This is a genomic window from Chitinophaga sancti (assembly GCF_034087045.1).
GTDB classification, from domain to species: domain Bacteria; phylum Bacteroidota; class Bacteroidia; order Chitinophagales; family Chitinophagaceae; genus Chitinophaga; species Chitinophaga sancti_B.
In genome coordinates this window covers 1716079-1728554 of the sequence record NZ_CP139247.1, presented here as the reverse complement: position 1 = coordinate 1728554, position 12476 = coordinate 1716079, and the positions used below count along the sequence as shown (strand labels likewise).

General features: G+C 45.2%; 11 protein-coding genes. 7 read left to right on the top strand and 4 right to left on the bottom strand.

Annotated elements, in window-relative coordinates; translation table 11 throughout:
- Window positions 1-266 precede the first annotated feature (266 nt).
- Entirely contained in the window at window positions 267-854 is a 588-nt protein-coding gene (locus SIO70_RS07295; RefSeq protein ID WP_320580286.1) for a hypothetical protein, read from the bottom strand.
- Window positions 855-959: 105 nt separating this feature from the next.
- On the opposite strand from SIO70_RS07295, the gene SIO70_RS07290 reads away from it, so the two are divergent.
- Both SIO70_RS07290 and ade read left to right on the top strand, forming a co-directional pair.
- Window positions 960-1961, top strand: coding sequence for a WYL domain-containing protein (locus SIO70_RS07290; protein ID WP_320580285.1), 1002 nt, complete (start codon window positions 960-962; stop codon window positions 1959-1961).
- Between the two features lie 10 nt (window positions 1962-1971).
- On the top strand, window positions 1972-3615 hold the full coding sequence (gene ade, locus SIO70_RS07285; protein ID WP_320580284.1) for an adenine deaminase: 1644 nt from the start codon (window positions 1972-1974) through the stop codon (window positions 3613-3615).
- 126 nt (window positions 3616-3741) lie between these two features.
- On the opposite strand, the gene SIO70_RS07280 is transcribed toward ade, so the two are convergent.
- On the bottom strand, window positions 3742-4815 hold the full coding sequence (locus SIO70_RS07280) for an anhydro-N-acetylmuramic acid kinase (RefSeq protein ID WP_320580283.1): 1074 nt from the start codon (window positions 4813-4815) through the stop codon (window positions 3742-3744).
- A 100-nt stretch (window positions 4816-4915) separates the two neighbouring features.
- Between SIO70_RS07280 and SIO70_RS07275 the strand changes: the two genes are divergently transcribed.
- The 5 genes from SIO70_RS07275 to SIO70_RS07255 all read left to right on the top strand — a co-directional run bounded on the left by SIO70_RS07275 (window position 4916) and on the right by SIO70_RS07255 (window position 10555).
- On the top strand, window positions 4916-6748 hold the full coding sequence (locus SIO70_RS07275) for a vWA domain-containing protein (protein WP_320580282.1): 1833 nt from the start codon (window positions 4916-4918) through the stop codon (window positions 6746-6748).
- A gap of 144 nt (window positions 6749-6892) precedes the next feature.
- Entirely contained in the window at window positions 6893-7546 is a 654-nt protein-coding gene (gene upp / locus SIO70_RS07270; protein ID WP_320580281.1) for a uracil phosphoribosyltransferase, read from the top strand.
- A gap of 309 nt (window positions 7547-7855) precedes the next feature.
- A complete protein-coding gene (locus SIO70_RS07265; RefSeq protein ID WP_320580280.1) occupies window positions 7856-8875 on the top strand; it encodes a PorP/SprF family type IX secretion system membrane protein in 1020 nt (339 codons plus the stop codon).
- A gap of 209 nt (window positions 8876-9084) precedes the next feature.
- Complete coding sequence (locus SIO70_RS07260; RefSeq protein WP_320580279.1) at window positions 9085-9864, top strand: EI24 domain-containing protein; 780 nt, start codon at window positions 9085-9087, stop codon at window positions 9862-9864.
- Window positions 9848-10555, top strand: coding sequence for an SAM-dependent methyltransferase (locus SIO70_RS07255; RefSeq protein ID WP_320580278.1), 708 nt, complete (start codon window positions 9848-9850; stop codon window positions 10553-10555). The genes SIO70_RS07260 and SIO70_RS07255 overlap by 17 nt, the downstream gene beginning before the upstream one ends.
- Window positions 10556-10683: 128 nt before the next feature.
- Here the strand turns inward: SIO70_RS07255 and SIO70_RS07250 are convergent, their stop codons facing one another.
- Together SIO70_RS07250 and SIO70_RS07245 are read right to left on the bottom strand one after the other, a co-directional pair.
- Window positions 10684-11061, bottom strand: coding sequence for a hypothetical protein (locus tag SIO70_RS07250; RefSeq protein WP_320580277.1), 378 nt, complete (start codon window positions 11059-11061; stop codon window positions 10684-10686).
- 14 nt (window positions 11062-11075) lie between these two features.
- Window positions 11076-12452: a M20/M25/M40 family metallo-hydrolase gene (locus SIO70_RS07245; RefSeq protein WP_320580276.1), complete on the bottom strand. Its 1377-nt coding sequence runs from the start codon at window positions 12450-12452 to the stop codon at window positions 11076-11078.
- Window positions 12453-12476: the final 24 nt, after the last annotated feature.

Genomic DNA, 12476 nt, shown 5'->3' with positions numbered 1-12476 from the left:
CGATTGCCTTGGCTATTATCTACCGCGTCGTGGTAAAGGTACCGATGGATATTGAGAGATACCGCCAGCTACAGGGTGTATAATTACAAATCTGAAGGAAAAATTTACCAGAATAGCTCCGCAAAAAAATCCCTGCCTGGGAAACAGGCAGGGCTGAGGTCAAAACAAACAACTGAGAACAAAGGTATTAGGGATAACACGCTTGAACGATTGCAACAATCATAGGGGTCAGGATCGGGTTTTTAGAGGGTAGTTTAGAGAATAGCTTATATCGTTCTTTCCTTCCATGCGTAGTAAGCAAGGGTATATTTGAGATCATCACACAGATCAGCTTTCTGACGGGCGCCATCCTCGTCGAAATCCAGTTCCAGATAGCCCAGATACAGTTCATAGTTCATATAGAGCATGTCCATGCACTGTCCTATCTTCATTTCATACTGGTGATTCTTAACGGGGATGGCCGGGGTTACCTGCTCAATATAGTAGCATTCCCCGTCAGTATATTCTATCCACTCTCCCTGCTCACGAAAGCCGGGGCGGGTTAACAAAAAGTTCATATTGTCAAATACAACAACACTGCCCAGTTCCGCCTCCAGATCGATGATTTCCGGTATTTGCTGCATATCTTCCAGCTTCTTTACAATGGTCATCTGAACAGCATCATTCCTGTCCTGAACGTAGCGTAGCATGGTATTCAGCACTTCGTAAGTGGTCACAAAATCGCATCGGGTCCAGTCGTCACCCTGCTGCAGATTGCCCCACATAGTGATATAGTTAGAGTCATCCAGGATGATCTGTCCTACTGATATTGCGGGGCATGTATTTACTGAAGGCGTTGTTTTAAACTGTTTCATATACATCTCGTGTTATTGACTATACAAAAGTAGATGCACTACGCGCAGAGGATTTGCGTACCGTTAAAATCAATTTCATTAATTTTAGCACCTAAATAATATTGCATGCCGAAGAATAAGGATGCTGTTTCCCGTTATCGCTGGATTGATGAGCGGTTACGAAATAAACGTCTGAAAAAACCCACCCTCGATGACCTTATTGAGTTTGTCTCCCGAAAAATGGACAAAAGCATCTCTGTACGTACTATCCAAAAGGATATACAGGATATGCGCCATGACCCGGAACTGAATTACCACGCCCCTATTGTATATGATAGGTCGAGTGGTACGTATGCGTATGAAGATGAGACTTACTCTATCAACAATATTCCCATCGAGGAAGCAGACCTGGAAGGCCTGGAAATCGCTATTGGTATATTGGAGCAGTTTCGCAGTCTGCCTGTGATAGAGCAGTTTGAAGATGCGATCCTGAAAATAGCCGCCAGTCTGAAACAAAACCGTGAAGTGCTGGAACACAAAGGCATGATCCGCTTTTCGCGCGCTACACAATACAAAGGAGCATCGCATATTCCTTCGATTGTAGATGCTATTAAGAACCTGGATGTGATCAGGATATCGTACCAGAGCTTTGACCGCAATGAGCCGAAAGAGCACTGGGTAGAGCCCTATCATGTACGTGAATATCAATCCCGCTTTTACCTCGTGGGTAAGAGTCAGAAAGCAAAGGGCGGTACGCTGCTTACCTTTGCACTGGATCGTATCATGGATCTATGGCCGACTGACAAGAAATTTGATGCAAAGAACTTTGATGATGCCAGTTATTTCCAGCATGCTATTGGTGTGACGGTACCACAGGGAGAACCTGAAAAAGTGCTCCTTTCTTTTACACCTCACCAGGGTAAGTATATCAAGACACAACCCATCCATCCTTCACAACAGATTGAATCTGATACGGCAGAAGAATGTCTTATCTCTATCAATGTAGTGATCAATAAGGAGCTGACGATGCTGCTGATGAGTTACGGTGCAAATGTAAAGGTGCTACAGCCTGCACCACTGGCGGAACAAATAGCAGCAGAAGCAAAAGCAATGTTAGAACGTTACTAAAATCAGAACCATGGCACAAAACTTCCAGATATCTGGCAATATCATAGACATTTCTGCACAACGTATATATCCGGGTACCATCACTGTAACGGATGGAAAGATCACTGGTATCAGTGAGGATCACGGTACGTATCAGCAATATATTTTACCAGGGTTTGTAGATGCACATGTGCATGTGGAAAGCTCTATGCTCACGCCTTCGGAATTTGCGAGACTGGCGGTGGTACATGGTACGATTGCGACAGTATCTGATCCGCATGAGATTGCGAATGTATGTGGTGTTGAAGGGGTGAAATATATGCTGGATAACGGGAAAACAGTGCCTTTCAAATTCTGTTTTGGTGCGCCTTCCTGTGTGCCTGCTACTGTATTTGAAACTGCGGGTGCTACGGTAACGGTGAGCGATGTGGAAGCATTGCTTGCATTGCCTGAAGTATTATATCTCACAGAGATGATGAACTTCCCGGGTGTGTTGCACAATGATCCGGATGTGATGGCAAAGATTGCGGCGGCAAAGAAAGTGAATAAGCCTGTAGATGGCCATGCACCGGGGCTGAGAGGCGATGCAGCGAAGCAGTATATTGATGCGGGAATCAGTACGGATCATGAGTGTTTTACTGCCGAAGAAGCGTTGGATAAATTGAAGTATGGGATGAAGATCCTTATCAGGGAAGGAAGTGCCGCGAGGAATTTTGATGCACTGGTAGGATTGCTGCATGCTCATGCAGATAACATGATGTTTTGTAGTGATGATAAGCATCCGGATAATTTAGTAGAAGGACATATCAATGTGTTGGTGCGAAGAGCATTGGCGTATGGTGTGGACCTGTTTAAAGTATTGCGGGCGGCGTGTATTAACCCGGTGGAGCATTACAAGATTCCTGCTGGGTTGCTGAGAGTAGGTGATGCAGCGGATTTTATTGTAACGAATGAGATTACGGAGTTCAATATACAGGCGACTTATGTGAATGGCGAGAAAGTAGCGGAGGGTGGAAAGACGCTGATCACGGCACCGGTGGCGCCGGTGATTAATAACTTTGATTGTAAGCCGGTATCGGTTGATGATTTACGTATAGTGGCAGACGGTAGTACTGCTACGGTGAAGGTGATTGAGGCGCTGGATGGTCAGCTGATCACGAATACATTGATAGAAGAGTTGCCGGTGGTGGATGGTGCATTGCATAGTAATGTGGAGAGTGACGTATTGAAATTAGTGGTGGTAAATAGATATCATGCCGCACCGGTTGCCCTGGCGTTTATTAAGCGGTTTGGATTTAAGCGGGGGGCGATAGCGTCTTCTGTGGCGCATGATAGTCATAATATTATTGCAGTGGGTGTGGATGATGAGAGTATTGTAAAGGCTATAAATGCGGTGATTGCATCACAGGGTGGAGTGAGTGTGGTGGATGGTGGCGAGGCAAGGGTGTTGCCGCTGCCGGTGGCGGGGTTGATGAGTAACCTGGATGGGTATGAAGTAGCGGAGCAATATAGTCAGTTGGATAAGGCGGCGAAGGGATTGGGGAGTGAGTTGGGAGCGCCGTTTATGACGTTGTCATTTATGGCGTTGTTGGTAATACCGCATTTGAAATTGAGTGATAAGGGGTTGTTTGATGGGGATAGTTTTAGTTTTACTTCGTTAATAGAAAATAAATAAACGCAATTCCAATGACTTTTGCCGAAGGCAAAAGTCATTGGAATTGCCAGTCTGCGTTTTGGCTTGCGCTTGAAGGCGCAAGCCAAAACGCAGACTGGCAAAAGCAAAGACCGACCAGGAAAGTTCTTAGTTGCTCCAAAGTGCACCGCCTACACTGTCGTGGTCTGCACCCGTTACGGAAGCGAATGCATTTGTTTCCTGTCTCCAACGCAATGCGCCTAATAATGCAATCATTAAAGCGGTACGGAATGTTAGTGTCTGTGCATCTGGTTGAGTAACCTTAAGCCCTGATTCTTTTATTGATTCTACGAGAAAGCTGTTATGCGCACCACCGCCGGTGAGTAATACTTCACCCACTTCGCCTTCTACCCCACCAATCAATTTTACTGCATTTGCAATCTGTATAGCAATATGTTTTGTGTATGTATTCAGCTTTCCCTGGGTAGACAGCTGATGCCCCTGCAACATTGGTAACACCGTACCGGTACCGAATTTATTCGTCAGCGTTTTTGGATAAGGCTGTGCATAATATGCCAACTCATTCAGCGCATCCAGCAATTTCGGATCTGTTACCCCACCAGCAGCCAATTGACCATTTTCATCATATACACGACCCAATGACTCTGCCAGACTATCCAACACATAATTGCAGGGACACACATCAAACGCTACCAACTCTCCCTCTTTCTGTGCAGAAACAGTCGCATTCTCACCCAGATTCACCCTATAAGCTACATTCGGGAACAGCAACTGCTCCGCCACCGGCAATAAAGGCGCACCCTTACCACCTAAGGCAATATCCATGGCCCGCAGATCACTGATCACAGACAACCCTGTTACCGCAGTAATCGCCGCCCCATCTCCCAACTGTGCCGTCATCTTTTGCGATGGCATATGGAACACAGTATGTCCATGGGTCGTAATAAAATGTACCTGGTGATCAAAACCATGGGTAGCAATAAAATCCTTTACCGCATGCCCGATATAATGTCCATATTCACTGTGTAGCAAAAAATAATCTCTTGCAGGCAGGTTCGCTGCACCTGACAGTTTTTCCTTCCAGTCTTCTGTATATGCTTTACGCTCAGCAGCCCTGATCTCGTACGTCCACTTACCCCTTACCTCTGTCAAAGCTACAAACACCAGGTCCAGCCCATCCAGTGAGCTCCCTGAAGTGACTCCTATTACATTGTATACCATGCCCTAAAATTTGTGCAAATGTATTCGATATTTTTTTTTCATTGGATTATGGAATCAATACCCTGACCAGCATCATATAGCCAGAATAAACTCAATGACTATGCTAAAGTACCTATTCCTGTTGCTGGCAGGGCTGATTACCCTTAATACACAGGCCCAGCGAACACTGACTGGTATTATCACTGATACAGACAACCACCAGCCATTACCCAGCGTTTCTGTACTGATAAAAGGTACCAGTATGGGCACCATTACGAATGCAAATGGTGAATTCCACCTCAAGGCACCGGCAGGGAACCTTACTTTAGTGATCAGTTTTATAGGTTATCAAACAAAGGAAGTCCTCGTTACTGGCAACCAATCAAAGATTTCTGCTTCTCTGGCGCCTGATAATAAACAGTTGAGTGAGGTAGTAGTAACCGGTTATGGTATCAGAAAAGATATGAGGTCTATGGGCTGCAGCTACTCTACCGTCAATAGTGAAGAGCTGGAAACCTACGCTCCTATTCACGACAACCGTTTCCTGGCGGTGAACCTGCACCCCCTCAGCACTTTCGCTGCCGATGTAGACAGGGCCGCCTACTCCAATGTACGTCGTTTCCTGAATGATGGAGAACTCCCTCCTGCCGATGCTGTAAGGGTGGAAGAAATGATCAATTATTTTGACTATCAATACAAACCTCCTACCGGCAATGACCCGGTAGCTATCTATACCGATATGACCGAATGCCCCTGGGAGCCTACTCACCAGCTGGTGAGAATCGGCCTGAAAGCAATGGAAGTATCTAATGAAAAATTACCCCCGGCTAACCTCGTTTTCCTCATCGACGTATCAGGGTCTATGAGTGCAGAAAACAAGCTGCCACTGGTGATCAAATCACTGAAAGTACTTACCCGGCAATTACGTCCTATCGACCATGTAGCCATCGTGGTGTATGCAGGTGCTGCAGGTGTGGTATTGCCATCCACCCCGGGTAGTGAAAAGATGGCGATCATGGATGCGCTGGATAAACTGGAAGCTGGTGGTTCCACAGCTGGTGGGGCAGGCATTCAACTGGCCTATAATACTGCCGCTGCCAACTATCTTGAAGATGGCAACAACCGGGTAATTATCGCAACTGACGGTGATTTTAATGTAGGTGTTTCCAGCGAAAGCGACCTGGAAAAGCTCGTTTCTGCCAAAAAAGAAAAGGGCATTTTCCTCTCCGTTCTTGGATTTGGAATGGGTAATCTCAAAGACAATAAACTGGAAATCCTGGCTGACAAGGGAAATGGTAACTATGCCTACATCGATACTTACGAAGAAGCCCGTCGCACGCTGGTGACAGAGTTTGGCGGCACTCTTTTTACCATAGCCAAAGATGTGAAACTGCAGGTAGAATTTAACCCTCATTTTATTGAATCTTATCGCCTGATCGGTTATGAAAACAGGATGCTGGCAGCAGAAGATTTTAAGGATGATAAAAAGGATGCGGGTGAAATGGGGGCAGGTCACACTGTTACTGCGCTTTACGAAGTGGTGCCTTCCAAAGACGACGATGCTACCTATCCATTGAAGTATTACCAGATGAATCCATCCAATGCTTATTACAACGAAGAAGCGCTGACAGTGAATGTTCGTTATAAAAAGCCAAAATCCAACAGTAGTAAGGTTTTTACACAAACCATGCGCTGGAATTCGCAAAAGGTAACCCGGATACCAGACGACTTCAAAATGGCTACTGCTGTTGCAGCATTTGGTATGCTGCTCAGGAACTCAGAATTTAAGGGGAAAGCCACTTATGAACAGGTGCTAACCCTTGCTGAAAGCGCCAAAGGAGCAGATAAGGAAGGCTATCGGGCAGAATTTATTCAGCTGGTTAAAAAAGCGCAATTATTGAACAACGGAACCCCTGCTTATTCCAATGTGATGGCAGATGACGACAATCAGTAGCTGGCCTTTCATCCGTTGTTAACCAAAGTATTACTGCAAGGGGGAAATATTTTAAGCTCGAAAGTGCGCCTTATACCTATCGGGGCCGGTGTTTTTCCATCGGCCCCTTCTTTTTTGGATTGAAAAAATTGGTAATTTGCAGCCATGATAGTAAATCTGAGTAGTACCAATTCACTCGTAGGCGAATGGCTGAGTGAAATCAGAAGCATGGAAATTCAGCAGGACAGAATGCGTTTCAGAAGAAATTTGGAGCGAGTGGGAGAAATTGCAGCCTACGAGATCAGCAAAACATTGGAGTACGAGGAAAGGGAAGTGCAAACCCCTTTGGGTATTGCTAATTGCCGGGTATTGAAACAGCAGCCAGTACTGGCTACCATCCTGAGAGCAGGCCTCGCGCTGCACCAGGGTTTGGTTCATTACTTTGACAAGGCGGACCACGCTTTTATATCGGCTTACCGTAAACACAATCATGACGGATCGTTCGATATCAACCTGGAATATGTATCCAGCCCTACTATCGAAGATCAGGTAGTAATCATATCCGATCCTATGCTGGCTACAGGTGCATCACTGGTTAAAACCATCGAACACCTGCAGAGCATTGGAAAACCTAAACACATTCACCTGGTGGTAGCCATTGCTTGTACAGTAGGTATCGAATATGTACAACGAAATGCTGACAACAATATGACCATTTGGGCTGGAGATATTGATGATGAGCTCACCGCAAAAGGTTACATTGTACCTGGTTTGGGTGATGCAGGTGACCTTGCCTTTGGAAATAAATTGCAAAACTAAGAACTTACTAAAACGAGTATAGAGAGTGACCGGACCTGTATTAACCAGGTCTGGTTCGCATTGATTCGAACGGCGCCAGGAAAGGATTCCAGGCCATCATGACAGGACGTGCAACAATACAGCCAAAATAAGTAAACTACCCCGTTAATCGGTAGTTCTGTAAGGGAAAAATATAGTTAATAAACCAATAATTCTGAATGACTTAGAGGTTTCTCAGTGTTAAAGTTATATAATTTTAATTTGAGATATGACGAGCTTTGTGTACCTTCACATGTAGGCACGAGAAACCCTATACATAAGTATTGCTCTATGAAAAAAGTGTTGCTGTTTTTAACGACCACCCTTTATCTGATGAACCCCGCCAGGGCGCAGGATCCCCACTTTTCGCAGTTTTTTGCGTCTCCAATGACGTTGAATCCTGCTATGACGGGACTGTTCTCAGGTGACTACAGAGTATCCGGTAATTACCGTGAACAATGGAGAAGCATCTCTACCCCTTTCACTACCGGTACTGCAGCGATAGACTTCGGCATCCTCAAAAATGTCATTTCTTATACCGATATCTGGGGCGTAGGTCTGATGGCTATGTATGACAGGACAGGCGGCGGTGCACTCACCTCTACCTACCTGAGCTTTAGTACTGCTTACCACAAAGGTCTGGATCCGGAAGGAAACCATACCCTCGCTGTAGGTGTACAGGCTACATACGTTTCCAAAAGACTTGATCAAAGCAAACTGGTATTCGAAAACCAGATAGACAATAATGGTTACAACCCTGCTATCCCTAGCGGCGAAACCATTTCAAATCCGAACATTTCTTACCTGGATCCAAACATCGGTATCCTGTATAACGGTCTGGTCGGTGAATCTTCCAACATTTACGCAGGTGTTTCCTTATACCATATCACTCAGCCTACTGAAACGTTCATGCAACAGAACAATAACAGGCTCACATCCCGCGTAACTGTACATGGAGGTGGTTCATTCCCTGTAAATGGTACAAACCGTATCCACGCCAGTGCATTGTACATGAAACAGAGCACTGCCAGCGAGTTTACTTTTGGTGGTGCCTATGGCTTTGACCTGAGTGGCGGTATGGACGAAAATCCTACTGTATTCTACCTGGGTAGCTGGTACCGTCTGAAAGATGCGATCAATCCTTATGTAGGCCTGGAAATCGGTGGTTTTACCGTAGGTCTTACTTACGATATGAACGTATCTACACTGAAACCTGCTTCTAACTACCGTGGTGGTATGGAACTCTCAGTGATCTACATTCACAGAAGGAATGACAACAACAAGTATAAAACAAACTGTCCAAGATTCTAGTCTGACATAAACGAATATAAAAAGACCTGCCTGCCACAAACAGGCAGGTCTTTTATTTTACAGCCATACCTATTTTCAGGGATTTTATCACAAAAGGGGCCCGCAATTCCCGCTCAGCTCAATTTTTTAGGGTTTTTACAGTGATTTTTAGTTACTTACAATCCGATCAATGCGAAAAATGCTATAACTAATTCAAAAACACGAGAATTTTGTTTTCATTCAGAGAAGTACTGGCGGCCGTACAGGCCTATGGGAAAGCACATCAGTTTATAATGCAGCACAAGTTATGGAAGTGGATACTGATACCAGGCATTGTGTACTGCATACTGTTCATGACCGGGATCTATTTTGTATGGGGATATTCCGGGGACTTTGTTGAATATCTTTTTAACCTGCTCCCGGTAAAAGTATGGATCCAGGATCTCGAAAGCAGCTGGATCAGTTTCTTTTTTATCCTGCTGGGACTCTCCATCCGTATCATGATCCTGCTACTTTATTTTTCTTACTATAAATATCTGTTCCTGGTATTGGGCTCGCCCCTGTTTTCGTACCTGTCGGAAAAGACAGAAGCACTCATGGACAGGAAGGAATATCCTTTCAGCTGGCAACAGTTCTTTAAGGATATGATGAGAGGGATCAGGATGTCAATACGCAATAGTCTGAACCAGACACTGTGTGTGATTGCACTGATCGTACTGTCGTTTATACCAATAGTAGGATGGATCACACCCCTGTTTGCCTTTTTTATTGAGGCTTATTTCTATGGCTTTTCTATGGTAGATTATAGCTGTGAAAGACATAAACTGAGCACGAAGCAAAGTATTCAATTTATACGCGCACACAGAGGTATTGCCCTCGGCAATGGTATGGTGTTTTATTTAATGATGTTCATTCCTGTTTTAGGATGGATCATGGCTCCTTCCTATGCGGTAATTGCTGCAACTATTCATTTATCTGATAAACGCCTGTTACATGGAGCAACCTGGTAAAGTATACCTGATTCCTACTGTGCTGAGTCCTGAGGCACTGCACACCATTCCGCCTTATATAACGGCGGCTGTACAAAAGATCAGCGTATTCTTTGTGGAGAATGAACGGACAGCCAGAAGGTACTTAAAAGCGCTGGACCGTAGTATTAATATCGATAGCTTACAGCTATTGCTCATGCATGGAAATCATCCACCGGATACTAAACTGGCTAAGAAGCTGCTGCTGGAAGGGAAAGACATTGGTATCATGAGTGAGGCCGGATGTCCTGCCATTGCAGATCCCGGGCACCTGGTCGTAATGGCGGCACATACTGTGGATGCACCGGTCATACCTATGGTGGGACCGAATTCAATGCTGCTGGCATTGATCGCATCGGGTATGAACGGACAGAACTTTCAGTTTGTAGGATACCTGCCGGTGAGGCCACCTGAGCGCGTGAAAGCGATTAAAGAGCTGGAACTCGAATCGATAAAGAAACAACAAACACAGTTGTTTATAGAGACGCCTTACCGCAATAATCACTTGTTGAAAGATATTATCACTACCTGTAAAGAAACGACCCTGGTATGTGTAGCAGCGGATATTACAGGGCCGGAGGAGTATATTAAAACGAAAACGGTTAAAGAGTGGAAAAAGCAACTGCCGGAATTGCATAAGAAACCGGCAATATTTCTGCTGTTAGCACAATAAATTTAAAACGAGCGTATATCAAAAATAAATAAACCTCCCAGAAGTGCTTAAAGGACTTCCTATCTCCATTAGGTACCCGAAAATAAAACGAGGCCGTATCTTCTTGATATGGCCTCGTTTTAAATTTATTAATACACCGGATCTTTTATTGATAGCACACTATCTACGATAAAATTGCTAAACCCTCTCCAAGGCAGCGCACCGAGATATTCCCTGTAATGTAATTCTACAAACTTACCACTGCTACGCATCAACTGCTCCGCTACTCTATCGTTGGTCACTGAAAACCTGAACTCGTTGGATTGTAGCGCACCTGGCTGCCTGGAACGATAGCCACTCTGTATAAGCCTGCCTTCGTACGTCTTGAAGACATAACCTTTCTCTACAAAGTAGTTCAGCTCACCGGCTTTTACACCACGGCCAAACACGAAAAAATACCTGTAACCTACTACCCCCGCTATCAGCAACACCACCACTGCAATTACAGTAAAAAGGAACCTGCCCATAGTATGTGTTTTTATTAAAGTCCGTATTGGTCTATCAGGTACAATAAACCTGCCATGCTAAATGCTCCCAGTTCCAGCTCACGTTTGTTTACCTGTGAAAATACATCGTTCGCTGCATGATGCAGGTCGAAATATCTTTGTGAATCCGGCAACAGTTCTCCCATTGGAATACCCATTGCTTCTGCAATCTGGCCTACATCTACACCACCACCTTCTTCTGTGAAATCAGTCACATCGTAAGGGCGGAATAATGGCGCCCATGACAGGATCTTTGCTCTCTTTTCTGCAGGCATGGTAAATGCAAATCCACGGGGAGTAAAGCCACCTGCATCGCTCTCTAAAGCGAAGATATGCTGTTCATTTTTTGCTTTGGCTACTTCTGCATATTTTTTACCTCCACGGGTACCATTTTCTTCGTTTGCAAACAGTACGATCCTCAGAGTATGCTTTGGACGAATGCCCAGCGCCTTGAAAGTTCTCAGTATTTCGATGGACTGTACACAACCGGTACCATCATCATGCGCACCTTCATTTACATCCCATGAATCCAGGTGACCACCTACGGTGATGATCTGCTCAGGATGCTCACTACCTCTCAACTCAGCGATCACGTTGTGACCAATGGTATCAGGCAGCATCTTCGCATTAGTACGGAGATATACTTTCAGGTCCTTTTCATCTTTCAGGCGGTTGCTCAGCAGGTCAGCATCTTCCAGACCGATGGCTACTGCCGGGATCTTTGGGTACGCCTCGTCATAACTCATGGCACCGGTGTGCGGAAAGTTGTTAGCACCGTGCGACATAGAGCGAACGATCACCGCCGTTGCACCATATTTAGCCGCAGCGCTGGCGCCATGACCTCTGTACTTCACCGCATCGCCATATGATTGAAAGGTATGAATGAAGGTCGGATTGAAATGGTAGTTATAAAATACGATCTTTCCTTTTACCAGGTCTTTCTTTGCTTCCAGGTCTTCGAAAGAACTGACTTCTATTACAGGAGCTGTTACACCAGCAGGACCACTGCCTACAGAATTTCCAAGGGCCAGTACAGCCAGCGGTGGTATGTAGTCACGGCGACGGCTGATAATGCGGGCTTCTTCTTTTGCACCTCTTACCCAGTGAGGCACCATACATTCCTGTAAGTATACGGTATCAGCACCGGCTTCTTTCAGGGCCATTACCCCCCATTTTTCGGCCTTGACCATACCAGGTGAACCTGCCAGACGACCTCCTATTTCGGTTGTCAGTACTTTCAGGTTAGCATATGCCTTACTATTGGTCAGGATTTCGTTGGCAATATGACGGAAGGCCAGGGAATCGTCCTCTTTTTGTTGTGCTAAAGCCGGCAGTGTGCATGTAAGCAAAACCGGCAGGATGTATCTTCTCATAAACATATATACACTGTCAATTTA

What these genes read in the sequence shown, in the direction of transcription:
- SIO70_RS07295 (WP_320580286.1), bottom strand. Translation starts at nt 854, where the DNA reads ATGAAACAGTTTAAAACAACGCCTTCAGTAAATACATGCCCCGCAATA.
- SIO70_RS07290 (WP_320580285.1), top strand. Translation starts at nt 960, where the DNA reads ATGCCGAAGAATAAGGATGCTGTTTCCCGTTATCGCTGGATTGATGAG.
- ade (WP_320580284.1), top strand. Translation starts at nt 1,972, where the DNA reads ATGGCACAAAACTTCCAGATATCTGGCAATATCATAGACATTTCTGCA.
- SIO70_RS07280 (WP_320580283.1), bottom strand. Translation starts at nt 4,815, where the DNA reads ATGGTATACAATGTAATAGGAGTCACTTCAGGGAGCTCACTGGATGGG.
- SIO70_RS07275 (WP_320580282.1), top strand. Translation starts at nt 4,916, where the DNA reads ATGCTAAAGTACCTATTCCTGTTGCTGGCAGGGCTGATTACCCTTAAT.
- upp (WP_320580281.1), top strand. Translation starts at nt 6,893, where the DNA reads ATGATAGTAAATCTGAGTAGTACCAATTCACTCGTAGGCGAATGGCTG.
- SIO70_RS07265 (WP_320580280.1), top strand. Translation starts at nt 7,856, where the DNA reads ATGAAAAAAGTGTTGCTGTTTTTAACGACCACCCTTTATCTGATGAAC.
- SIO70_RS07255 (WP_320580278.1), top strand. Translation starts at nt 9,848, where the DNA reads ATGGAGCAACCTGGTAAAGTATACCTGATTCCTACTGTGCTGAGTCCT.
- SIO70_RS07250 (WP_320580277.1), bottom strand. Translation starts at nt 11,061, where the DNA reads ATGGGCAGGTTCCTTTTTACTGTAATTGCAGTGGTGGTGTTGCTGATA.
- SIO70_RS07245 (WP_320580276.1), bottom strand. Translation starts at nt 12,452, where the DNA reads ATGAGAAGATACATCCTGCCGGTTTTGCTTACATGCACACTGCCGGCT.